The organism is Pantoea sp. X-Soil-ISGK-259, from assembly GCF_059730705.1.
This window is the reverse complement of sequence record NZ_AP035986.1, coordinates 2,527,379-2,550,895: the sequence shown is the minus strand read 5'-3', so window position 1 is coordinate 2,550,895 and position 23,517 is coordinate 2,527,379. Positions and strand designations below refer to the sequence as shown.

At 49.8% G+C, this 23,517-nt stretch carries 16 protein-coding genes and 1 pseudogene; 9 read left to right on the top strand and 8 right to left on the bottom strand.

Translation table 11 applies throughout. The features are described from left to right. Nucleotides 1-14 precede the first annotated feature (14 nt). Nucleotides 15-341: a PTS system regulator TmaR gene (tmaR, locus tag AC6I77_RS12145; RefSeq protein ID WP_004571340.1), complete on the top strand. Its 327-nt coding sequence runs from the start codon at nucleotides 15-17 to the stop codon at nucleotides 339-341. A 95-nt stretch (nucleotides 342-436) separates the two neighbouring features. Here tmaR and AC6I77_RS12140 read toward each other — a convergent pair whose 3' ends face one another. The 3 genes from AC6I77_RS12140 to AC6I77_RS12130 all read right to left on the bottom strand — a co-directional run bounded on the left by AC6I77_RS12140 (nucleotide 437) and on the right by AC6I77_RS12130 (nucleotide 3,490). After that, nucleotides 437-1,498 (bottom strand): LacI family DNA-binding transcriptional regulator, encoded by a 1,062-nt coding sequence (locus AC6I77_RS12140; protein ID WP_039659856.1) that lies wholly within the window; start codon nucleotides 1,496-1,498, stop codon nucleotides 437-439. A 126-nt stretch (nucleotides 1,499-1,624) separates the two neighbouring features. Beyond that, complete coding sequence (locus AC6I77_RS12135; RefSeq protein ID WP_039659857.1) at nucleotides 1,625-2,539, bottom strand: ketopantoate reductase family protein; 915 nt, start codon at nucleotides 2,537-2,539, stop codon at nucleotides 1,625-1,627. 177 nt (nucleotides 2,540-2,716) lie between these two features. Next, a complete protein-coding gene (locus AC6I77_RS12130; protein WP_039659859.1) occupies nucleotides 2,717-3,490 on the bottom strand; it encodes a phosphate/phosphite/phosphonate ABC transporter substrate-binding protein in 774 nt (257 codons plus the stop codon). 294 nt (nucleotides 3,491-3,784) lie between these two features. Here AC6I77_RS12130 and AC6I77_RS12125 point away from each other — a divergent pair, with 294 nt between their 5' ends. From AC6I77_RS12125 to katG, 4 genes are all read left to right on the top strand, one after another. Further along, the gene (locus tag AC6I77_RS12125; protein WP_004571347.1) at nucleotides 3,785-4,807 is read left to right on the top strand and encodes an LLM class flavin-dependent oxidoreductase; all 1,023 of its coding nucleotides are present in this window, start codon (nucleotides 3,785-3,787) and stop codon (nucleotides 4,805-4,807) included. A gap of 431 nt (nucleotides 4,808-5,238) precedes the next feature. Beyond that, the gene (locus AC6I77_RS12120; RefSeq protein ID WP_497816960.1) at nucleotides 5,239-6,336 is read left to right on the top strand and encodes an efflux RND transporter periplasmic adaptor subunit; all 1,098 of its coding nucleotides are present in this window, start codon (nucleotides 5,239-5,241) and stop codon (nucleotides 6,334-6,336) included. Continuing rightward, nucleotides 6,333-9,428: an efflux RND transporter permease subunit gene (locus tag AC6I77_RS12115; protein ID WP_497816959.1), complete on the top strand. Its 3,096-nt coding sequence runs from the start codon at nucleotides 6,333-6,335 to the stop codon at nucleotides 9,426-9,428. The genes AC6I77_RS12120 and AC6I77_RS12115 overlap by 4 nt, the downstream gene beginning before the upstream one ends. A gap of 188 nt (nucleotides 9,429-9,616) precedes the next feature. Beyond that, entirely contained in the window at nucleotides 9,617-11,836 is a 2,220-nt protein-coding gene (katG, locus tag AC6I77_RS12110; protein ID WP_004571350.1) for a catalase/peroxidase HPI, read from the top strand. Between the two features lie 148 nt (nucleotides 11,837-11,984). Here katG and AC6I77_RS12105 read toward each other — a convergent pair whose 3' ends face one another. Genes AC6I77_RS12105 through AC6I77_RS12090 form a run of 4 tightly spaced genes read right to left on the bottom strand, consistent with a single transcriptional unit; the run spans nucleotide 11,985 to nucleotide 15,923 of the window. Continuing rightward, nucleotides 11,985-12,716, bottom strand: coding sequence for a proteasome-type protease (locus AC6I77_RS12105; RefSeq protein WP_105099003.1), 732 nt, complete (start codon nucleotides 12,714-12,716; stop codon nucleotides 11,985-11,987). A gap of 26 nt (nucleotides 12,717-12,742) precedes the next feature. Further along, on the bottom strand, nucleotides 12,743-13,537 hold the full coding sequence (locus AC6I77_RS12100) for a transglutaminase family protein (protein WP_140033249.1): 795 nt from the start codon (nucleotides 13,535-13,537) through the stop codon (nucleotides 12,743-12,745). After that, on the bottom strand, nucleotides 13,537-14,478 hold the full coding sequence (locus AC6I77_RS12095) for an alpha-E domain-containing protein (RefSeq protein ID WP_497816958.1): 942 nt from the start codon (nucleotides 14,476-14,478) through the stop codon (nucleotides 13,537-13,539). The genes AC6I77_RS12100 and AC6I77_RS12095 overlap by 1 nt, the downstream gene beginning before the upstream one ends. Next, nucleotides 14,472-15,923, bottom strand: coding sequence for a circularly permuted type 2 ATP-grasp protein (locus AC6I77_RS12090; RefSeq protein ID WP_004571354.1), 1,452 nt, complete (start codon nucleotides 15,921-15,923; stop codon nucleotides 14,472-14,474). The genes AC6I77_RS12095 and AC6I77_RS12090 overlap by 7 nt, the downstream gene beginning before the upstream one ends. 901 nt (nucleotides 15,924-16,824) lie before the next feature. Here AC6I77_RS12090 and AC6I77_RS12085 point away from each other — a divergent pair. The 4 genes from AC6I77_RS12085 to AC6I77_RS12070 all read left to right on the top strand — a co-directional run bounded on the left by AC6I77_RS12085 (nucleotide 16,825) and on the right by AC6I77_RS12070 (nucleotide 22,636). Beyond that, nucleotides 16,825-17,631, top strand: a complete 807-nt coding sequence (locus AC6I77_RS12085) for a Hachiman antiphage defense system protein HamA (RefSeq protein WP_497816957.1) — start codon at nucleotides 16,825-16,827, stop codon at nucleotides 17,629-17,631. Beyond that, nucleotides 17,628-20,084 (top strand): DEAD/DEAH box helicase, encoded by a 2,457-nt coding sequence (locus AC6I77_RS12080; RefSeq protein ID WP_485525589.1) that lies wholly within the window; start codon nucleotides 17,628-17,630, stop codon nucleotides 20,082-20,084. The genes AC6I77_RS12085 and AC6I77_RS12080 overlap by 4 nt, the downstream gene beginning before the upstream one ends. Nucleotides 20,085-20,228: 144 nt before the next feature. Next, the gene (locus AC6I77_RS12075) at nucleotides 20,229-21,794 is read left to right on the top strand and encodes an AAA family ATPase (protein ID WP_497816956.1); all 1,566 of its coding nucleotides are present in this window, start codon (nucleotides 20,229-20,231) and stop codon (nucleotides 21,792-21,794) included. Beyond that, nucleotides 21,794-22,636 carry an HNH endonuclease gene (locus AC6I77_RS12070; protein ID WP_485525587.1) on the top strand — a complete coding sequence of 281 codons (843 nt, stop codon included), beginning with the start codon at nucleotides 21,794-21,796 and terminating at the stop codon, nucleotides 22,634-22,636. Before AC6I77_RS12075 ends, AC6I77_RS12070 begins: the two co-directional genes overlap by 1 nt. Nucleotides 22,637-22,854: 218 nt before the next feature. Here AC6I77_RS12070 and AC6I77_RS12065 read toward each other — a convergent pair. Then, a pseudogene (locus AC6I77_RS12065) lies at nucleotides 22,855-23,450 on the bottom strand (tyrosine-type recombinase/integrase); the annotation flags it as partial. Nucleotides 23,451-23,517 lie beyond the last annotated feature (67 nt).

Sequence of the window (23,517 nt, the reverse complement as noted above, 5' to 3'; positions counted from 1 at the left end):
AGAAAGGTGCCATCATGGAAAATGCCAAGCAGTCATTTCAGGACGTACTGGAGTTCGTGCGTATGTTCCGCCGCAAAAACAAACTGCAGCGTGAAATCGTCGACAACGAGAAGAAAATTCGCGACAACCAGAAGCGCGTTCTGCTGCTCGACAACCTGAGCGAATATATCAAACCGGGCATGAGCGTTGAGGCTATTCAGGAAATCATCGCCAGCATGCGTGTGGATTATGAAGATCGCGTCGATGAGTACATCATCAAAAACGCCGACCTGTCGAAAGAGCGTCGCGAGCTGTCTAAAAAGATCAAAGCGATGGGCGTGGGCGAACACCCAAAAGCGTAAGGGCCTATAGCTGAGCGCTAATGCGACTGAGCTCCCATGCGAACCCGCTTCCACTCTGGTGGAGCGGGTTTTTTATTGCCCGCATAACCGCAGATTTATTTACCCGCCAGCCTTCGCGCAATCCCCTGTAGCTGCTGTGACAGCGCCACTAAATCGACCTGCTTATCTGCGGGCGGGGCGGTGGTCTCGCGGATCACCAGCGTAGTTTCCAGCGCGATGTGTGAAGCTTCTTCACCCTGAAGCCGCGCCAGCATCCGCTCGACGCTCTGTGCGCCAAGAAAGTGTAAATCCTGCCGCACCGTGGTCAGCGGCGGCTGATACCACGCGCTCTCTGCGGTATCATCATAACCAATCACCGATATCTCACCGGGAATCGCCACGCCATACTGATGCAGCGCCCGCATCGCACCCAGCGCCATCTGATCGTTTGCGACCAGCAGCGCCTGTGGCAGATCGTCGGGCAACTGCGCCAGCAGCGCCTGGTAGCCGGACTGTGCGCTCCAGTCGCCCCGCAGGGAACAGTGCGGCGTTAACTGATGATCGGCCAGCGCCTGACGCCATGCGTTTTCACGCTGACGGGCGGACACCGAGCGCAGCGGTCCATTTAGCAGGCCAATCTGACGGTGACCCAGCGCCACGAGATGTTCAACGGCAGCGCGCGCGCCAGACTCATTCGGGTACTGACACTGCGCCACCGCGGCCCTGGGTTCAACATCCAGAAAGATTACCGGTTTACTGCCACACAGCAACTGGATCTGCTGCGCCTCGTCCGCCTCCAGCGGCAGATTGATCAGCAGCCCATCGACCCGCTGTGCCAGCAGTTCATTCACGGTGGCTGCCGCATCGTTACCGCTGTCCATCGCGATCACCAGATGATATCCCGCCCTCGCAGCACGCTGCTGAATCGCCGAGGCGATCTGCGCCGGTGCCATCAGCGCCAGATCGCTGGTAGCCAGACCGAGCGTGCGCGTCGCTTTGCCCGCCAGCTGCTGCGCCACGCGATTAGGCACATAATTGAGCTGCTGCATTGCCGCCTCAACCCTTTGCCGCGTGCGGGCTGACACCTGTTCAGAACGATTTAAAACACGTGAAACGGTTTGATATGAGACGCCAGCCAGTTGAGCGACATCATCGAGGGTCACGGAGCGGGAAGTCATTGAACTCTCCAAAATATGAAGCGATGAGTGTAGCAAATTTTCCTGCTGCGCTGCTGCTGCTGACCACACTTTCACCGCCACACTGCCGGGGCCATTCCCGCACCCGGTCAGCGCAGTCGGCCCTGGTTAACGCTGTTGCAGATAGACCTGCAGATTCACATCCACTGCGTTCAACAGCGGCGTCGCGAGGCCATTTCGTTTCGCCCGCAGCAGCAGATCGCCTATCACCTGATCCGCTTCGATATCAGAGCCCTGGGTGAGATCGCGATACATAGAGGAGGTCATGGGCGTCGCCGGATTGTTCAGCAGCTCAAAAATGCGGGCGGTGACCGCCGGGCGCGGCTGATAGCCTTCGGCAGTGATGACGTACAGAATCTCAGTGAAAACCCCCTGTAACAGCGCTTCACCGCCGCGCGAGGTGAGAATTTGCTGAGTATTGCCGCGTGCCAGGCAGCAGACCGCGCCCAGCGTGCTCAGCAGCAGCCACTTTTCCCACAGTTCATCCATGATGTTGTCACTGAACAGGGTATCAACCCGACAGTCGCGCAGTGCGGCATCAACCCGCTGCAGCCGCGCGTCGTTGTTACCGTCCAGCGCACCGTATAAGAGCTGATGCAGCGGCGTCATCTGGATCACTTCACCCTGGTCACCCAGCGTGGCATTGATTTTACACAGGCCGCCAATCACCTTATCTTCGCCGAAACGCTGTTGTAGTGTTGCGATGTGCCGCATTCCGTTGAGAATCGGCATGATCAGGGTTTCCGGGCCGACCGCAGGCGCAATGTCATCCATGACCTGATCAAGGGCAAAGCTCTTCACCGTCACGATAATCAGGTCATAGTGGCTTTTCAGCGTGCTGGCCTGGATTAGCTGCGGCTGAAACTTTTCAGTGCCCTGCAGCGTCTGTAATACCAGACCGTGGGTCTGAAGCTGCTGATAACGCCGTTCACGTACCAGAAACGTGACATCCTGACCTGCCTGAATCAGTCGTGCCCCAAAATACCCGCCGGTCGCCCCGGCACCTGCCATCAGAATACGCATCCCACTCTCCCTTTCTGAAAACCTCTACCTTAGAACGCCGCAGCCGGGCTTACCAGTCTTAGCAAGGTCAGAGCGCATTGAGGAGCATAAAATGCCAGGTCGGGAAAGCGTCGGCAGGGAGGCGGCAACGCAGAGTCTCCCTCTGTTCCGGTTAAACGATTAAGCCAGCATGGTGCGTTACAGCCGGGTGACGCCCAGCGCGGCGGCCTGCTGCTCCCATGCCAGCACGACCTGATAATTGTCCCGATGCACCGGGCTGAATCCGCCGATCAGATTATCGTCGCAGATGGCGCGAAACGCAGGGTCGCTCACCAGCTGAAGCAGTATTGTGCGTAAAGTCTCCAGCAGGGCCGCTGACGTTGAGGCTGCCGTGATCAGCGGTAATCCGGGTGCGGCTGGTGACTCTCCGATGATATGCAGGCCGCGCAGTTCCTCAGGTGCATGGCGCGCCAGCAGCGCCCAGCTGACGCAGTCGATCGCCGTGATATCCGCCTGTGAATCCCGCAGTGCCGCCAGCGACTGACGGTGCCCGCCGCTCAGCAACAGCTGCGAAAACGTTATGCCCTGAAGCGCAGCGACAAACCGCAGCGTGTTATAGCCAGAGTGCGAGTCCAGGCTGTTTGCCACGGCCCGCTGACCATTAAAATCGGCGAGCGTTGCCTTTTTATCCCGCGCCACCAGCCAGCTGCGATATGCGTAACCGTTGCAGCCCGGTGCCCGATAGTGAAATGCACCGACCAGTTGCACTGCAGGCAATTGACTGACCAGCGGATAGCCGCAGGTCTGGCTCAGCAGCAACCGATCATTCTGCCAGTGTGTCAGCAAATCCTCAGGCCAGACCGGTTGCGCGGCCATACCCTGCTGTGCCAGCAGGGTAACCATCGCCTGCATCAGCGCCTGCGTAGCGGGTGGATGAATCGCATACATCGGCAAAGCGAGCAGGGTATTCATGTGTGTTTTCCGGTGGCGCGTAATGCTCTCAAGGGTAGTTCAGATTCAGCAGCAACCTGCGCCCCGGCAATCTATTGGGCGTACCCGTGTCTGACAGCTGAAACCCGCAGAAACCCGAAGAGTGAAAGCCAGGTTGGTCAAAAGTAACGTGGATACGCTGCAGGCTATGTCGAAAATCCTGAATATAGCGCTGAAAGATATTGACTATCAGTGGCGGCGCGGAGGGCGTAACCTTCCCCTATCGAATATCGCCTTATGCTCACAGGCGTTTAACGCCTGTCAGGAGAACTACAGATGAAAAATATTGGCTTCTTATCTTTTGGTCACTGGACGCCTTCGTCTCAGTCTGCCACCCGTACCGCGCAGGATGTCTTATTGCAGTCGATCGACCTGGCGGTCGCCGCCGAAGAACTGGGCGCAGATGGCGCTTACTTCCGCGTCCACCATTTTGCCCGCCAGCTGAGCTCGCCATTTCCGCTGCTGGCTGCCGTGGCCGCGCGCACCAAAAAGATTGAGATTGGCACCGGCGTCATCGACATGCGCTATGAAAACCCACTCTACATGGTGGAAGACGCCAGTTCAGCAGACCTGATCTCCAATGGTCGTCTGCAACTGGGTCTGAGCCGCGGTTCACCGGAGCAGGTGATTGATGGCTGGCGCTACTTTGGCTTTGAACCCAAAGCGGGTGAAAGCGATGCGGATATGGGACGTCGTCACACCGAAGAGTTCCTGGAGGTGCTGCGCGGCGAAGGCTTTGCGAAGCCGAATCCGCAGCCGATGTTCCCGAATCCGCCTGGCCTGCTGCGCCCTGAGCCGCTTTCTGAAGGGCTGCGCGACCGCATCTGGTGGGGCTCCGGATCCAATGCCACCGCAGAGTGGGCAGCAAAAATGGGCATGAACCTGCAAAGCTCAACCCTGAAAGATGATGAAACGGGTGAGCCGTTCCACATTCAGCAGGCGAAACAGATTCGCGCCTATCGTGAGGCCTGGAAAGCAGCCGGGCATCAGCATGCGCCACGCGTCTCTGTCAGCCGCAGTATCTTTGCGCTGGTGAATGATATGGACCGCGCCTATTTTGGCCGCAGCGGTAACGACCAGGATTCGGTCGGTTTTCTGGATGAGAAAACCCGAGCCATCTTTGGCCGCAGCTACGCCGCAGAGCCTGAAGTGCTCATTAAGCAGCTGGCACAGGATGAAGCCATTGCCGAAGCGGATACGCTGCTGCTCACCGTGCCTAACCAGCTCGGTGTCGCCTATAACGCCCATGTTATTGAGGCGATCCTGAAGTATGTCGCCCCGGAACTCGGCTGGCGTTAAGTGACCCAGCGCCCTGGATAAGCAGGGCGCTATCTGGTTTACCTTGTCCGCAAATGATGCGCGTTCGTTGTAATGTCTCTGCAGCCTGTGCGTATCATCACCTTCTGATTCTTTAGCTTTTCCCCTCTGTGTTTATCGCTGGCAGATCATTCCCGAGCTGACACGCCACTTCTCACTCACTCTTTCTTAGTTAAAACCTGCGATTTCTGGAGTGGTGACTTTCCTCTATTTTAGTCACGCCTGCGCCTGGAAGGGAGTTACATCCACTTAGTCAGCGTTTCAGCAAATCTTCTGCTTAAGCCTTTGCTGCTCGTTGCTCTTTAAAGATCGGCTCAACGGATAATGCCTTTCCGTAATTAGTGACCATTGACAATATTGGTCACATGATAACAAAATGGCGGCACTCTCCTGCTTACTGTTGAAGGTCATTTATGCTCAGGTTTATTCCCGCCACCCTGGTTGTTTGTCTGCTGCCACTGGCGCTGGTGGGCTGCCGGGACAACGCGTCCAAAGCGGATCCGCGCACCCAGCCGCCGCTGGTCAGGGTCACGAAAGTTCTCAGCGCTGCGGATGACAGTCGCGCATTCAGCGGCATCGTGGTTGCCCGGGTTCAGAGCGACCTCGGCTTTCGGATATCGGGCAAAATCCTCGAAAGGCTGGTGGACAGCGGCCAGCGTGTGAAGCGTGATCAGCCGCTGATGCGGCTTGATCCGGTCGATCTGCGACTGCAGGCCCAGGCCGCACAGCAGAGTGTTGCCGCTGCGCAGGCACGCGTCAGACAGACCCGTGCCGATGAAGCGCGTTACCACACACTGATGGCAACCGGCGCGGTTTCCGTGTCGGCCTATGACCAGATTCGGGCCGCTGCGGCCACCGCGCTGGCCGATCTGAAAGCCGCGCAGGCGCAGGCCAGCGTGGCGACTAATGCCAGTGGATATGCGCTGTTACTGGCGGATGACGACGGTGTGGTGATGGCAACACTGGCGGAGCCGGGCCAGGTGGTGAGCGCCGGTGAGGCGGTTGTCAGACTGGCCAGAGCCGGGCAGCGTGAGGCGAGCGTTCAGTTGCCGGAGACGCTTCGTCCCGCAGTGGGCAGCGAGGCGCAGGCAACGCTCTATGGTGCGGGTAGTGCGCCCGTGTCAGCCCGGCTTCGGCAACTGGCGGATGCAGCCGATCCGATGACGCGCACCTATGAGGCGAGATATGTGCTGGAGGGCGCACTGGCCAGCGCGCCACTGGGTGCTACCGTCACAATTTCGTTAATCAATAAACCCGTGCAACCGCAGCTGAAGGTGCCGCTGGCTGCGATCTATGATGCCGGTAAAGGGCCAGGCGTCTGGGATATTACGGGGCTGCCTGCCACTGTTGCCTGGCGGCCGGTAACAGTGATCGCGATCAGTGACGAGGCGGCGACCGTGACGGGGCAGCTGAATGCAGGCGATCGGATCGTGGCTCTCGGGGCACATCTGTTGCAGCAGGGCGAGCGCGTGCGACCCGATGACGCTGCGGTTGCAGGGAGCCAGCCATGAGCCACGGACGCTTTAATCTGTCAGCACTGGCCGTGCGCGAACGCGCCATCACCCTGTTTCTGATCATCCTGATTACCGTGGCGGGCATCCTGTCCTTTTTCGAACTGGGCCGGGCAGAAGATCCGCCGTTCACCGTAAAACAGATGACGATTATCTCCGCGTGGCCAGGTGCGACGGCGCAGGAGATGCAGGATCAGGTGGCCGAACCGCTAGAGAAGCGGCTGCAGGAGCTGCGGTGGTATGACCGCAGCGAAACCTATACGCGGCCTGGCCTGGCATTCACCATGCTCTCCCTGCAGGACAAAACGCCGCCCTCCCAGGTTCAGGAGGAGTTTTACCAGGCTCGTAAGAAGCTGGGCGATGAGAGCAGAAATCTGCCCGCCGGGGTCATCGGGCCGATGATCAACGACGAGTTCTCTGACGTGACCTTTGCGCTGCTGGCGCTGAAGGCAAAAGGGGAACCGCAGCGCCTGCTGGTGCGTGAGGCGGAATCACTGCGTCAGCAATTGCTGCATCTGCCGGGTGTGAAAAAGGTCAATATCATCGGCGAGCAGAGTGAGCGCATCTATGTTTCGTTTTCACACGATCGGCTGGCGACGCTCGGTATTACCCCACAGGAAATTTTTGCGGCACTGAACGACCAGAATGTCCTGACGCCTGCGGGCTCGATCGATACTCAGGGACCGCAGGTGTTTATCCGGCTGGAGGGCGCTTTTGATAAGCTGGAAAAAATTCGAGAGACACCGATTGTGGCGCAGGGGAGAAGCCTCAAGCTGGCAGACGTGGCTACCGTGACGCGGGGATATGAAGATCCCGCCACGTTTAAGGTTCGTCATCAGGGTGAACCCGCATTGCTGCTCGGTATTGTGATGCGTGATGGCTGGAACGGTCTGGCGTTGGGCAAGGCTCTGGCTGCTGAAACCGTCAGCATTAATCAGGCGATGCCGTTAGGGATGTCACTGACTCAGGTCACCGATCAGTCCGTGAATATCCGCTCAGCGGTCGATGAATTTATGATTAAGTTCGTCGTGGCATTACTGGTGGTGATGGTGGTCTGCTTCGTCAGCATGGGCTGGCGTGTCGGAGTAGTGGTGGCGGCGGCCGTTCCGCTCACCCTGGCGGTAGTATTTGTGGTGATGGAAGCCTCCGGCAAAAACTTTGACCGCATCACGCTGGGATCGTTGATTCTGGCGCTGGGCCTGCTGGTGGATGATGCCATTATCGCCATTGAGATGATGGTCGTGAAGATGGAGGAGGGCTACGACCGCATCAAGGCGTCTGCGTATGCCTGGAGTCATACGGCGGCACCGATGCTGGCCGGAACCCTGGTCACCGCCGTGGGCTTTATGCCCAATGGTTTTGCGCAGTCCACGGCGGGTGAATACACCAGCAATATGTTCTGGATAGTGGGCATCGCCCTGATCGCCTCCTGGATTGTGGCCGTGGTATTTACGCCTTACCTTGGGGTAAAGCTGCTGCCTGACATCAAAACGGTGGAAGGCGGTCACGCAGCCATCTACAACACCCGCAACTACAATCGCTTTCGCCAGCTACTGACCGGCGTGATTGCGCGTAAAGGCTGGGTAGCAGGCGTGGTCATTGCGCTATTTATTATCGCAGTGCTCGGGATGACGCTGGTGAAAAAACAGTTTTTCCCGACCTCAGATCGGCCTGAAGTGCTGGTTGAAGTTCAGCTTCCCTACGGCAGCGCCATTGAACAGACAGCGGCTGCGGCTGAAAAGATTGAGACCTGGCTTAAACAGCAGCGTGAGGCAAAAATCGTCACCACCTACATTGGTCAGGGACCGCCGCGTTTTTACCTGGCGATGGCGCCCGAACTGCCCGATCCCGCCTTTGCCAAGCTGGTCATACTGACCGACAGTCAGGATGCACGCGAGGCGTTAAAAGCGCAGCTTCGCACCGCTATCGCCCGTGGCCTGGTGCCTGAAGCGCAGGTTCGCGTGACGCAACTGGTATTTGGCCCTTATTCACCTTATCCGGTGGCGTGGCGCGTGATGGGGCCGGACCCGGTACGCCTGCATGTTATCGCTAATCAGGTGGAAGCCGTACTGCGTGCCAGCCCGATGATGAGGACGGTGAACACCGACTGGGGCGCACCCGTGCCGACACTGCATTTCTCGCTGGATCAAAACCGACTGCAGGCCGTTGGGCTGACCTCCAGTGAAGTCGCCCGGCAGTTGCAATTTCTGTTGACGGGCGTGCCGGTCACCACCGTGCGGGAAGATATCCGCGCGGTCCAGGTCGTGGGCCGTGCCGCCGGAGATATCCGGCTCGATCCGGCTAAGATTGCTGACTTCACGCTGGTAGGTGCGGCGGGGCAACGTATCCCACTGTCGCAGATTGGTGAGGTGCAGGTGAAAATGGAAGATCCCCTGCTGAGGCGGCGCGACCGTACACCGACCATTACTGTTCGCGGAGATATTGCTGACTCCCTGCAGCCGCCGGATGTCTCCACGGCGCTGAACAAAGCGTTGCAACCGATCATCGCAACGCTGCCTGCGGGCTATCGCATTGAACTGGCCGGTGCAATAGAGGAGTCCGGTAAAGCGACACAGGCGATGGCGCCGCTGTTCCCAATCATGATTGCGATCACACTTTTAATCATCATTTTGCAGGTGCGTTCTCTGTCGGCGATGGTGATGGTATTTCTCACCGCACCTCTCGGGCTGATAGGTGTTGTGCCGACGCTGCTGCTGTTCGGTCAGCCGTTTGGTATCAATGCGCTGGTCGGGCTGATTGCCCTGTCGGGTATCCTGATGCGTAACACGCTGATCCTGATAGGGCAGATCCACCATAACGAACAGCAGGGGCTGGCACCTTTTGCTGCGGTGGTAGAAGCGACCGTACAGCGTGCGCGTCCTGTGTTACTGACGGCGATGGCGGCGGTGCTGGCGTTTATTCCACTCACCCACTCGGTGTTCTGGGGAACGCTGGCCTACACGCTGATTGGCGGCACGCTGGGCGGTACCCTAATCACGCTGGTTTTCCTGCCCGCGATGTATGCGATCTGGTTCCGTATTCGTCTGCCAGAGAGTAAAACGGCAGTTGTGAAACCGGCGCTGTCGGAATAGTCTCAGGGTGGCGGTTGCCGCTTCGCTGCTTTTTTTAAGCACAGCGGCGGCCGTCGGTTCATTGCCTTAAGCTTTTGAAGAAGGTGCATAAAAAGGTAAAAGCTATCAAACATATAGGATGAGACAGGTGTGCGATCCTGAAAATCCTCTATAGAGTAGCGATGAAAATACAAAAAAGAGGTGTGACCATGAGCAATTCCGTTGATGAAGATGCAAAAGATGCAAAGCCTATTGTCGAAGCCGATCGCGAAGCGCCTGAGGGAAAATGTCCTTTTCATGCGGGCAAACCACCTCAGTCAAATCAGGCGCCGGGTGGCGGAACAACTAACCGTGACTGGTGGCCGAATCAACTCCGGGTTGACCTGCTGAACCAGCACTCATCCCGTTCGAACCCGCTTGATGAATCCTTCGATTACCGTAAAGAATTTGCCAAATTAGATTACTCTGCACTGAAAGCTGACATCAAAGGGTTGCTCACCGAATCACAATCCTGGTGGCCCGCTGACTGGGGCAGCTATATCGGTCTGTTTATTCGCATGGCCTGGCACAGCGCCGGAACCTATCGCTCCGTGGACGGACGCGGTGGTTCGGGCCGTGGTCAGCAACGTTTCGCCCCGTTAAACTCCTGGCCTGATAACGTCAGCCTGGATAAAGCGCGCCGTTTACTGTGGCCAATCAAACAGAAATATGGTCAGAAAATCTCCTGGGCCGACCTCTATATTCTGGCGGGTAACGTTGCGCTGGAAAACTCCGGGTTCCGCACCTTTGGCTTTGGTGCCGGCCGTGACGATGTCTGGGAACCGGATATGGATGTGAACTGGGGCGAAGAAGCGGCCTGGCTGGAACACCGTCATCCGGAATCTCTGGCGCAGTCACCACTGGGCGCCACTGAAATGGGTCTGATCTACGTGAACCCGGAAGGTCCGGAACACAGCGGTGATCCTGCTTCTGCGGCCCCGGCTATTCGTGCCACCTTCGGCAACATGGGCATGAACGACGAAGAGATCGTCGCGCTGATTGCAGGTGGTCATACGCTGGGTAAAACCCACGGTGCCGCACCCGCCAGCCACGTCGGTGTCGATCCCGAAACCGCGCCCATTGAAGCGCAGGGCCTGGGCTGGGTTAACAGCCACGGCACGGGTGTCGGTGCAGATGCGATTACCTCTGGCCTGGAAGTCATCTGGTCTCAGACGCCTACCCAGTGGAGCAACTACTTCTTCGAGAACCTGTTCAAATATGAGTGGGTCCAGACGCGCAGTCCGGCGGGCGCTATTCAGTTTGAAGCGGCTGATGCACCGGAAATCATCCCGGATGCGTTTGATTCCACGAAGAAACACAAACCGACCATGCTGGTCACTGACCTGACGCTGCGCTTTGACCCGGAATTTGAAAAAATTTCGCGTCGATTCCACAACGATCCGCAGGCGTTTAACGAAGCCTTTGCCCGTGCCTGGTTTAAGCTGACGCACCGTGATATGGGGCCAAAAGCGCGTTACATCGGTCCGGAAGTGCCACAGGAAGATCTGATCTGGCAGGATCCGCTGCCTGCACCGGTTTATCATCCAACCGTGGCAGATATCGCCCAGCTGAAAGAGAAGATTGCAGCATCCGGTCTCAGCGTCAGCGAGCTGGTGTCAGTTGCGTGGGCCTCGGCATCCACCTTCCGTGGTGGCGACAAGCGTGGTGGTGCCAACGGTGCCCGACTGGCGCTGCTGCCGCAACGTGAATGGCAGGTCAATGCCATCGCGGCACGCGTGTTGCCGACGCTGGAAGCGATCCAGCGCGAAGCACACAAGGCTTCACTGGCGGATGTGATCGTGCTGGCGGGTGTTGTGGGCGTTGAGCAGGCGGCGAAAGCGGCTGGCGTCGCGATTGAGGTTCCGTTCACGCCGGGCCGCGTTGATGCGCGTCAGGATCAGACCGACATCGAGTCGTTCGATCTGCTGAAACCGCGTGCTGATGGTTTCCGCAACTACGGCACTGGCTTTGGCAAAACCACCACTGAAAGTCTGCTGATCGATAAAGCGCAACAGCTGACGCTGACTGTGCCGGAGTTAACGGTGCTGGTGGGCGGGATGCGTGCACTGGGTGCTAACTTTGATGGCAGCCAGCACGGTATCTTCACGCACCATGTGGGATCGCTGAACACAGATTTCTTCGTCAATCTGCTGGATATGCGTACCGAATGGAAAGCGACTGATAGCAGCAACGAGCACTTTACCGGACGTGATCGTGTTAATGGGGAAACCCGTTTCACCGCCACCCGCGCCGACCTGGTATTCGGTTCTAACGCGGTGTTACGTGCCTCGGCGGAAGTCTATGCCAGCAGTGATGCCCGTGAAAAATTCGTCAAAGACTTTGTGGCCGCCTGGACCAAAGTGATGAATCTGGATCGGTTTGATATCTGACTGGTGTTAACGCGGTAAAACGCTGACAAGTGACTGCACCCCAAAAGTTGGTAATCCAACTGAGTAGGGTGCAGTTTTTTTTGCGCGCTATGCTTCTGATGGCAGGTCTGAGGCGATCCTTTTTACTCAGACCTGGTGTGGCAGATAATTACTCGTCCAGTTTCAGCGGCGGCAACTGCGCAAAAATGCTCAGCAGCCCTTCGCCCCAGCCCTTGCGGATCATGTCGAAATAGGGGTGCGTTTCGGTAATTCGATGCTGCTGCGCGGCACTAAAGCTGTCTTTGGGGTAGGTCATCACATCCAGCGGCAGGCCCACGGAAAGATTACTGCGCAGTGTGGAGTCCATCGAAATCAGTGCACATTGCATCGCCTGATCCAGAGCGGTGTCGTAGTTCAGCACGCGATCAATAATCGGCTTACCATACTTACTCTCACCTACCTGGAAATAGGGCGTGTCGTGCGTGGCTTCAATGAAGTTTCCCTGCGGATAGATGTGGAACAGCCGCAGACCTTCCCCTTTAATCTGTCCACCGAGCAGCAGGTTGCAGCTGAAATCTGTATTACCGCCCTGATTTGCGCCGCTGTCCCGGGCGATCACTTCACGCACCGTTTCACCCAGCAAACTGGCGGCATCATACAGGGACGTTACGTTCAGCAGGTTTTCCCGCTCATCGTCTGCGCAGCGACGATGCAGCAGACTGATAATGCTCTGTGTGGTCGCCAGATTTCCGGCACTCTGAATCACCAGCACGCGCTCATCGCTTTGATGAAACACATGCAGTTTACGGAAGGTGGAAATATGGTCCACTCCGGCATTGGTGCGTGAATCTGAAACAAACACCAGGCCAGAGGACAAGCGCATGGCCACACAGTAAGTCATAAAATGGCTTCCTCAGGTATTCAGGATCATTGCGGAACGTCGAGCATGGCAACGGCGGCAACAGTGCGCATGTCTTCGCTTCCTCCACCTAACCGGATACCGCGGACCGGGCATGCATCAAGATAATCTATGCCGATAGCCAGTTTCAAATGCTGATTCGGTTGGCAGGTGTTATTGGTGACATCAAAGCTCTGCCACCGGTCATCCAGCCAGGCTTCCGCCCACGCATGCATGGCCACATGTGCGGAGTCTTCCGAGTATAGATAGCCGCTGACGTAACGCGCCGGGATACCCAGGCTGCGGCAGCAGGCCAGGAAAACATGCGTGTGGTCCTGACATACGCCGGTTTGGGCGGAAAAGGCCTGGGAAGCGCTGTCTTTTACCGTGGTGCTGCCGGGGTTATAGGGCATTTTCAGCAGCAGTTCGCCCATCAGATTGTACAGACTCTCATGCTGTGCCTGCGGCCGGTAGTAACGACTGGCGAAATCGCGAATCGCGCCATCGGCCAGCGTCAGCGGGCTGGTGCGCAGAAACACCAGTGGTGAGAGATGCCCGCAATTATCGTCTTCCGTATTATCTTCGATCTCCACCACGCCGTTGGCGACAATGGTAATGGCCTGATGGGGCTGGTCGAGTGTCAGAACATGCAGGATATTGCCGTAAGCATCCAGCGTGCGGGTGGCATATTCCGGCAAGGTCAGATCCCACGACAATATCTTCTGATGACTGGAATCCTGCGGCGTAAGGCGAAGATATTGCGTGCTGTGTTTAACCTGTTGCGCATAGCTGTAATGCGTCTGATGCGTGACATTCAGTTTCATTATTGAGCCTCCAGATAGGTTTGATGAATGCACTCAGCGATGGCATTGGTCTGATCCAGAAACTGCATCAGCCAGGGACTGAGACCCATCTCAACAATTTCGTCCATTTCGGTGAAGCGCAGCTGAGCATAAAGGGTATGAACGCGACGACGGGGCTGATTACCCGCGCTGCCACCGATCTCATCCAGCTCCTGGGCCATAAGTTCGATGCAGGAAAGCAGAGAACGCGGTAGCTCGCGGCGCAGTATCAACAGCTCGGCAATACCTCTCTGGCTGATTTGTTGCTTATAAAGCGTATGGAACGCTTCGCGGGCGCTGACTGCACGCAATAGCGTGTCCATCCGGTAGTATTCACGCACCGGATCCTCATCGGCGTTCAACAGCTGATTTTTAGCATCCAGCAGGCGCGCGGTGCTGTCTGCGCGTTCCAGCAGGGTACCGAGGCGGATGAAGTTTTGTGCATCACTGCGCAGCAAGGTGCCAAACATCGCCCCACGGAACAGATGTGAACGCTCTTTGACCCAGTCAAAGAACGCATCTGCACCGGCAGAACCGACGCCCTGACGGCGGATCAGCTTCATCTCTATCCACGTGGCATTAATGCTTTCCCAGACTTCAGAGGAAAGGCTGCCACGCACCGCATGCGCATTGTTCCAGGCCATTTGCAGACAACTGAAAATGCTGCTGTGGTTGAAACTGTCCAGCGCGAAGAAATTAAGCAGATTTCCCATCGACGCCTGCGGATAGTGCTCGTCGAACAGATCCCACGTGCCGGTCATGGTCAGCGGGACCAGTAAATCATTGTTTTCATCGCGTGCGTGGACATCACGGATCGACATCATCGACAACTTATTGGTCACGTCCAGCAGGCGTGCAATTGTCTCGGCGCGTTCCAGATAACGTGCCATCCAGTACAGTTCGCTGGCTGTTCTGCTTAGCATGCATCATCCTCCGTCGCATTTTCTTCCAGTACCCAGGTATCTTTGGTTCCGCCGCCCTGAGAGGAATTCACCACCAGTGAGCCTTCTTCCAGTGCTACGCGGGTTAATCCACCTGGTACCAGACGAATTTCGGCGCCAGTCAGCGCAAAGGGCCGCAGGTCGATGTGACGCGGTGCGAGCCCGTTATCGACAAAGGTCGGGCAGGTGGAAAGCGCCAGTGTTTCCTGCGCGATATAATTTTCCGGGCGGGCGCGCAACAATTCGCGAAAGCGTTCGATTTCCGCCTTGCTGGCCTTGGGGCCAATCAGCATGCCGTAACCGCCAGCACCATGAACCTCTTTCACCACCATTTTTTCCAGGTTTGCCAGTACGAAAGAGAGATCGCTCTCTTTGCGGCATTGCCACGTCGGCACGTTGTTGAGAATGGGATCTTCAGCAAGGTAGTAGCGGATCATCTCCGGAACATACGGATAGATCGATTTATCATCTGCCACGCCGGTGCCTATCGCATTCGCCAGCACCACACCACCGGATCGGTAGACTGACAGCAGGCCGGGAACGCCGAGCATGGAATCGGCGCGAAACGCCAGCGGGTCGAGGAAGGCGTCGTCGATACGTCGATAGATCACATCAATCCTGCAGGGACCTGCGGTAGTGCGCATAAACACCGCGCCGTCTTTCACGAACAGATCGACACTTTCAACCAGTTCAACGCCCATTTGTTGAGCGAGGAAGCTGTGCTCGAAATAGGCGCTGTTAAAGCGGCCAGGTGTCAGTACCACAACGGTGGGATCGTTGACGGTCGTGCTTTCGCGCAGGGTTTGCAGTAAGTGAGAAGGGTAGCGGGAAACCGGCGCGATACGCTGCCCGGCAAACAGTTCGGGATATAACCGCATCATCATTTTGCGGTTTTCCAGCATGTAAGAGACACCAGAGGGCGTGCGAAGGTTATCTTCCAGCACGTAATATTCGCCATCGCCTCCCCGCACCATGTCGGTTCCGGCAATGTGGGCGTAAGTATCACGGTGAAGGTCGATACCCTGCATGCAGGGCTGATACTGCTCGTTGGCCAGCACCTGTTCAGCGGGCACGATCCCTGCCTTGAGGATCTTCTGGTCATGATAAATATCATGCAGAAACGCATTGAGTGCCTGAACCCGCTGACGAATCCCGCGATCAAGCATCTGCCATTCGCTGGCCGGAATAATACGTGGCACGCTGTCGAACGGGATCAGCCGTTCCGCGCCATCGTCTTCACCATAAACATTAAAGGTAATCCCCACCCGGTGAAACAACAGCGCAGCTTCCTCTTTTTTGCGCTGGACGGCCTGCTGATCGGCTTTCTGCAACCACTGCCAGTAGTCCTGATAATGGCTGCGGTGTTTACCTTCAGCCATCAACATTTCATCAAAAAAGGGTGAATCGGAAAGGTCAATCTTGATCATCATCACCTCACAAACAGGACAGGCTGCAATTGAATCGTTCAATAACACTGACGATCAGGCATAAAGTGTGCCAGGGTGCAAAATGGGCTGAAAATCAGGGAAAAAGGGGTGGTTCTGCCCTGTTCGGGTGCGGCTCGCTTTCAGGTTGTGTGAAAAGAGGGCAAAAACAAGGTGCTTACTTTAAATATGGTCGCTGATGAGGCAATTGCCAGTAATGCCAGGAAACGACGCACTTATCGCAGAGTCCGCTTATCGGCTCCATGTGGATCAATTCAAGCTGCCTTAAGCAACATCTGCTCCTGGAGCGCAGCAGACAAACTCCAGGAATGAGAGATCTGTTGAGCACGAGCAGCGGACAGTGAGTGAGACTGAAGCGGTAAGATAATTCATACATTCAGGGCGATTCAGGCTGCAATTTATGTTTATATAAATTTTGAGAATCAGTAAGTAAGCTTTTTTAAGAGAGGGGAATGTGCGTGTAAGTATCCCAGCTTCAGTTCCACAAACTTTTTGATGCTACCGACTATGAGATTTGTGGCCAGTCCTAAATGCATTGTACTTGACAGGGGAACAAAAGTGGGTGTAGTGATATCGAATGATCCACTGGAGGACTGCAAGTTACATTAGCTAAGTTTAGATAAGATGGTAGATGAAACTCGACCACAACCGCGAAGAACTTGCAGACGTTGCATGTCCGATGGAGAAACATCGATCTCGGGGGAGTGAAGAATACTTTTGATATTTTTTCCGAAAAACACTGCTTCATGAGTTGCATCATAGTACTTATAACTAAATGATTGTATCAGAGTACAGCTCACGTCTATGAGCTGGTTAACATTCTGAAACAACAGATTATGTGATATTATTAGTCAAAATTTAATCAGCTCAAGAGTAGTGGTACTTGAAAACGTTAAATGGCGTCCAAATTTTGTTTAAAAATGGTTATGGTTTATGCCATATATCGAGCTTTTCTGATGAGCTGAAACAAGCAATTAAAAATCATCTAACGCGAATTTGCCATGGAGAAACTCATTCCACGAGTGGATATGCAATGTATCGGTATAAACCGACCGTCCAAGCTTTTTTAGAACGGTATGAAAAAAAACCTATAAAAACTCAAAAAGGAATGATTGGAGAATTTCTATCACATATCATTATTAATGAGCTTTTCGATAGTTTTGAAACCGCGTCACCTTTTTTTAATCTTGAAGAAAAAAGCATTAAAAAAGGATTCGATTTATTATTATATTCAACATCAGATCATAAAGTTTGGATCACTGAAGTTAAATCCGGTGGGTTACGTAAAGGGAAGGATGTAAATGTCACTACTCAAATTCTTTTAAATACAGCGTATAATGATTTAAAAACCAGATTAAATGAAAATGAAATAAATCACTGGGCTAATGCGATGAATGCTGCGAGTGTTGCAGTTTCTCAACATAGAAGTTACAAGGGGGTCGTACTAGATCTTCTTGCCAGTGAAGGTGAAAAAACTTCTGAAAAAAAATCAACCAGTACTGACAACTACGTCTTTTTTATTTCTAATTTGTTCCACGATATAAAATTTAAAACTATAGAAAAAACCGTCATGGATTTTCACAAAAGCATGGTCGAAAAAGCTGAATTTGCAGATGTGTTTTGTTTTTCTATCCAAAAAAGCACCTTAAATAAGGTAGTCGATTTTTTGAAAGAGGAAAGTAAAAAATGACTATAAAAAAAACTCAACCTCTAACATTACTTCAACTAAGAAAAACAGAATTTTATAATTATTATTCCAAATTATTTCTCAAAAAAGATTTAACCAATAAAGAGATACAAATATTACTATCACTGACGATTGTTTTTATAAATCAGGAGGATATTCATCTTAGAAGGTTTGGATATAGAATAGCATTACTTTATGCCAATAAGAAACATGATTACATTCCACTTTATGAGATTGCCATAAACCAAGGTCTAATACCTGTTGCAAAATCTATTAGTGACAACTATTTAACATCTGATAATGATACTTTCATTAAAACTTTATCTGATAGTTTCTCCGATAATTTTGTTGAGAATGGAATCACATTGACTCAGCAACAAAGTGATATGAAATTTTTTCTTCAAGAAAACATAGACAATAATGTTGCAATTGTAGCACCTACATCGTATGGAAAATCTAATCTTATCATTGAAGAAATAAAGAAAAAAACACATGGGAATAGATGTGTCATCGTACCATCCAAAGCATTACTATCACAAACAAAGAATAACATTCTAAGGTCATATAATACCAAAACGAAAGTAATTACTCACCCTGAAATGTATAAAGAGGGTGAAGATAATATCTTTGTTCTAACGCAAGAACGAGCGTCTAAGCTATTGTCTAAAAACAAAGGGTTTCAATTCGATTTGCTATTAATAGATGAAGCTCATAATATTTTAGAAAATACACCTAGAAGCAAATTATTAGCTAGTGTAATTTGTCGTTCAATTTTTCGGAAAATGAATCTTGAAATTAAATATTTCACTCCGTTTTTGAATGATGCCAATAACTTGGCGCTAAAAAAAATAGAGCAAAAAATTACAGACTATAAAATAAATGAATATATTAAAAGTGAGGTTATATATCTTTATGATTTCAGAGATCTGCATGAAAAATTTCTAAGATACGATCAATTTATGGATAGCTGGAGTAACGTTAAAAAATCTGTGAATGATCACATTGAATTAATAAAAAATAAATCACTTAATAAAAACATCGTATATTTCAATAGTCCCAAAAAACTTGAAAAATTTGCAAAAGAGCTTGCTCAGGATCTTCAAAATATTACCTGTGCTATTGTAGATAAAGCTTGCGTTGAATTATCTGAAAATATTGATGAAAATTACCTCATTATTAAGTGTTTAAAAAAAGGAATTGTGTATCATCACGGGTCAATGACAGATAACGTGAGGCTGTTTATTGAAACAGTATTTAAAGAATCTCATCATGTCAAATATCTTATAACTAACTCAACACTTCTTGAAGGTGTTAACTTACCAGTGGAAAGGCTATTTCTTTTAGAAAATAAAAAAGGGCTATCTTCTTTAAATCATTCTCAATTCAATAATCTTGTTGGGAGAATAAATAGATTTGGAGATGTTTTCAAAGAGGGTAAGTTAGTTGAAATTAAAAAACTATTGCCAGTCATTTACATAATTGGCACTGACCAATATTCTGGAAAAAAGACAAATTTGAATGAATTTATTAAGAAGGTTTCTAAAGTTGATAGTAAGCGATATGATCAGGTTAACAATGTATTATTAAATGAAACAATAATAAACGAATATAATGAAGAAGAGTACAATAGATCCATTGATAATTTAGAGAATTTAGAACGAGGAATAGTGACAGAATATGATGGTAAATATGTCGAAACTGAAATTGGAAAAATATTATATGAAAACAATATATCGGAGCTAAATATTCACGAGTGTGAACATAGTATACAAGAAGAAATTAATTATTTTCGTAAAAATAATGAGTTAATATCTGATGAGGAATCATTGATATCATTAATCACCACCTTATTTATTGAAAAAATGGCTGACGGTGAAAAATATAATGAATTAACAAGATTGAAAAATATTGATGCTCAAAAGTTTTACGTTATGTTTCTTAAATGGAAGGTTAAAAACGCACCATTTAAGTTGGTTATCCGAAATTTTATAAATTATTGGGATAGCATTCCAAAGAATACGCCACAGGAACTTGTATTCGTGGGGAAATGGGGGGACGAAACATTCGGAAATGCTTACCGCGAACACTGGGTAAACATTAACAAAAAGACAAGGTCTGAGAAAATAAACTTAGCTATAGTTCGGATTAAAGAGGAGGATGATTTTTTAGATTATAAAATATTAAAATTTATCGAGGTTATTAAAGATGTTGGACTTATTGATGAAACATTTTATCTCAATATAAAATATGGTACTAAAGACAAGCGGGTTATTTCTTTAATGAGTGATGGGTTTAGCCGTGGCTTATCTGATTTAATAGTGAGTAAATACGACAAGTATTTTTTAGTATCTGAAAGTGGTGATGTGACTATTGATAAAAAAATGATGAAAGCAATGATGGATAATCAAGAAAGTGAAATGTTGTTACTTGAAATGAAGTTAAATCTTGGTGAGTAAAAATTATACTCTTTAAGGCTGCTATCTCATTTTTTAAAGATTGAAAGGTAAAACAAGCAAAAGTAAAAAATAAGGCGCCCAGGTTTCCCTTGCTAGACCCTTAGGGAATATTTTTATATAATAGTTTATTTAGTGGAATGTATCATGAATTTTAAACATGTATCACGGAATCATCCTATTATAAGCTTGAATGAACCAGTTATGTATTTAATAGATGATAATTGGGATGATTTTAGCTTTCGAACAAGCTTTAAAGCGGTTGTTTTTGATGAGAAGGGAGTAAGGCATGATCTTGGTATAATAAAAATTGGCCATATTGGACAGGATGAAACTAGGACTGAAATAGAAAGAGAGTTTTCGAAACTAAAAAATAAATTTTTTTCTGTAGGCCAAAGTGTTGATTATTATTTAAAGGTGCGGGATTTTTCTTCTTCATTAAAAGAATCAATTCTTTTAGGTCTCAGAGATGTTGTTTATAATGATGAGATGTTTGATTTAGCTTTGAAAGAAAAGGTTATGACGCATTCTCTTTTGAGAGATGTGAGTATTTCAGTTCTAAAAAATCAATTCAGAAGATTATTAGATGGTGGGAGTATTCTTACAGAATTTCATTTTGGCTTTGGTTCTAAAAATATAAAAAATACATTGAGAACGGATTTGGATTTTCATGTTGTACCAGACTCTACACCTCCAAGTAACGTGCATGTTATCATTGGTTCGAATGGTGTTGGTAAAACAAGTTTACTCAATAGAATGGTAAGTACATTATTACAAACAAAATCAGACGCTAAGCAAACATCAAAATTTTACTTAATTGATGAGAGCGATGAACAGATAGATATCAACGATGCTAATAATCTTTTTTCTGGTGTGGTATCAGTTGCGTTTAGCGCATTTGACCCATTTGCTCCACTTCCAGAAGAGAAAGATAAAACTAAAGGAATAAAATATTCATATATTGGTCTTAAACGCTCCAATAACATTGGTGGTAAAATAGGAACACATAAAAGTAAAAGGATGCTAGAGAATGAATTTGCTGAAAGTTTATATGCGTGTTGTAAAAGGGAAAAAGGTGATGAATGGTGGCGATATATACATATACTTGAGTCTGATGTTCTATTTAGCGAGCAAAATATAAATGAACTACTTAATTTATATGAGGATTATGGTCATATTCATGAGGGTGAGGATTTCAGAAGAGAATGTAGAAATAAATTTAGAAAGTTAAGCTCAGGACATGCAATAACACTGCTAACTATTACCAAACTTGTTGAGGTTTTGGAGGAGAAAACTTTAGTCTTAATGGATGAACCAGAGGCACACTTACATCCACCTCTATTATCATCATTTATTCGTGCGATTTCTGAATTATTAATATACAAGAATGGGATAGCAATTATAGCTACACATTCTCCAATTATTCTTCAGGAGGTACCTAAGGTTTGTGTATGGAAAATTAAGCGATTTGGTAATGAGGCTTTAGCTGAGAGGCCCGAGAGTGAAACGTTTGGAGAGAATGTTGGGTTACTCACTAATGATGTCTTTGGTCTTGAGGTTACCGAATCCGGATTTCATACATTATTGAAGAGAGAAATTAACGCCAATCCATCAGCTAACTTTAGGGGGATAGTAAATCGTTTCGATGGCAAATTGGGTTCTGAAGCAAAAATTATTTTGCAAGGTTTAGTTTATGCTAAAGGGAAGGAATAATGAAAAAGTTAGCAAAGCCAACTAGCAATTCATTAGATGTTTATGCTTTGTGTATCAGTAAAATTAGAAGTGTAGAACTAAAAAGAAATCTTGAAAATATTTCACAGCTAATTGTTGATGCTGCAGAAGAGTATGATAGTCTCGGTAGACTAGCTGATATATATCTTACCCCGCAATCATTAGATATTAATGGCGATATCACAAAGAAGGTAATGGAGAATGTCTATACGCAACGTATGGCAAAATTGAAATCACCAGGTAGGACCATCTATAATACACTCCGGTTATCCGCTAAATTCAACCAGTGCCCTCTATGTGGGCACAGGCAGGTGAAAACACTAGATCATTATTTACCGAAATCAAATTATTCAAAGCATGTTGTTATTCCATTTAATCTCATACCATCCTGCTCTGACTGTAATAAAGAAAAGTTAGACATTATACCTACACATAAAGAAAATCAGACCCTTCATCCGTACTATGACGATGTTACTGAATATCAGTGGCTTTTTGCTGAAGTTATAGAAAAAAATCCTATGTCCGTATGTTTTTATACACAAGACGTTGCTGAGTATGATGATGTATTAAATAGAAGAATCAAACTTCACTTTAAAACGTTTGGGTTAAATGATTTATATATTTCTCAATCAGGTGTTCTTTTATCTAATTTGATAATTAGAATTACTGATCTTCACAACGATGGCGGTGCTGAAAGTGTTGCGGAGTATCTTTCGTTAGAGGCAAGTAGTAGAAGAGGTAATTGTATTAATTCTTGGGAAACAGCTATTTACTCTGCCCTTGCTGAAAGTGAATGGTTCTGTAATGGTGGTTTTAGAGAGTAATTATTCTAGTATTTGCCATCTTAAATTTGAAAGAAATACTTTGAATTTAAAAATTCAATGTCTTTCATTTAAGTCCAAATGGGGTTTGTCGTAAAAGAAGTCATGATACAAAAACGATCCAACCCCCAACCCCCAACCCCCAACCCCCAACCCCCAACCCCCAACCCTCTGTAAGTATCCCGCTTAACCGGACCATTCACTTTTAGAGATCTTCCGACATACTGATTATGATCACCTAGAAATACCAACACCTGATGCCCGGATATTTCCGGTATTTGTTTCAGAATAGCAATACACTGACAAGATAGTGGAACGATATGTGGAGTGCGCATTTTTGCACCACGCCCAGAATAGCGGACACTAGGGATGGCCTAGCGAGTGGAAGGAATGGTCCAGATTCTATTTCTGAAATCGATCTCAGACCAGCGGGCGAAACGTAGTTTGCTGAAATGGATGAACAGATGCAGGATGAGTGATATTGCCAGGCGGATTAATTCTCGTCCTTGCTGATAGCCCTAAATACGAGTCAACAGCTCCGTCAGTCGTTCCAGTGGAAGGGCAAGGTAGCGGCGTTTAACGGGAGGGGCGATTATCCCGTCCAGATTTGCCGCCGGTTCTTGCTGTATCAACCCCAAATGTATGGCATGACATATGGGGTTGCACATATGCTGTCTAGTCCGTGCCGCCACTTCCCGCAAACCTTTTTTTCGATCCCTTCCAGCAGATCGATGAAATGTCGGGTATTCAGTTCTGTGACGGGCAGGTGTCCAATTATCGGGACTATATGATTGTTCGTGCTGGCAAGCAGACGGGCGGGAGGAGGGAACGAAGCGCATCAGAAAGACTTTTTGCACTCCGTTGTTGGATCTGAAACGTGCAAA

Bases quoted from the DNA above. Each gene is read 5' to 3' on its own strand.
- tmaR (WP_004571340.1), top strand. From the start codon at position 15: ATGGAAAATGCCAAGCAGTCATTTCAGGACGTACTGGAGTTCGTGCGT.
- AC6I77_RS12140 (WP_039659856.1), bottom strand. From the start codon at position 1,498: ATGACTTCCCGCTCCGTGACCCTCGATGATGTCGCTCAACTGGCTGGC.
- katG (WP_004571350.1), top strand. From the start codon at position 9,617: ATGAGCAATTCCGTTGATGAAGATGCAAAAGATGCAAAGCCTATTGTC.
- AC6I77_RS12090 (WP_004571354.1), bottom strand. From the start codon at position 15,923: ATGATCAAGATTGACCTTTCCGATTCACCCTTTTTTGATGAAATGTTG.
- AC6I77_RS12135 (WP_039659857.1), bottom strand. From the start codon at position 2,539: ATGCGTATTCTGATGGCAGGTGCCGGGGCGACCGGCGGGTATTTTGGG.
- AC6I77_RS12105 (WP_105099003.1), bottom strand. From the start codon at position 12,716: ATGACTTACTGTGTGGCCATGCGCTTGTCCTCTGGCCTGGTGTTTGTT.
- AC6I77_RS12100 (WP_140033249.1), bottom strand. From the start codon at position 13,537: ATGAAACTGAATGTCACGCATCAGACGCATTACAGCTATGCGCAACAG.
- AC6I77_RS12125 (WP_004571347.1), top strand. From the start codon at position 3,785: ATGAAAAATATTGGCTTCTTATCTTTTGGTCACTGGACGCCTTCGTCT.
- AC6I77_RS12120 (WP_497816960.1), top strand. From the start codon at position 5,239: ATGCTCAGGTTTATTCCCGCCACCCTGGTTGTTTGTCTGCTGCCACTG.
- AC6I77_RS12070 (WP_485525587.1), top strand. From the start codon at position 21,794: ATGAAAAAGTTAGCAAAGCCAACTAGCAATTCATTAGATGTTTATGCT.
- AC6I77_RS12080 (WP_485525589.1), top strand. From the start codon at position 17,628: ATGACTATAAAAAAAACTCAACCTCTAACATTACTTCAACTAAGAAAA.
- AC6I77_RS12075 (WP_497816956.1), top strand. From the start codon at position 20,229: ATGAATTTTAAACATGTATCACGGAATCATCCTATTATAAGCTTGAAT.
- AC6I77_RS12115 (WP_497816959.1), top strand. From the start codon at position 6,333: ATGAGCCACGGACGCTTTAATCTGTCAGCACTGGCCGTGCGCGAACGC.
- AC6I77_RS12130 (WP_039659859.1), bottom strand. From the start codon at position 3,490: ATGAATACCCTGCTCGCTTTGCCGATGTATGCGATTCATCCACCCGCT.
- AC6I77_RS12095 (WP_497816958.1), bottom strand. From the start codon at position 14,478: ATGCTAAGCAGAACAGCCAGCGAACTGTACTGGATGGCACGTTATCTG.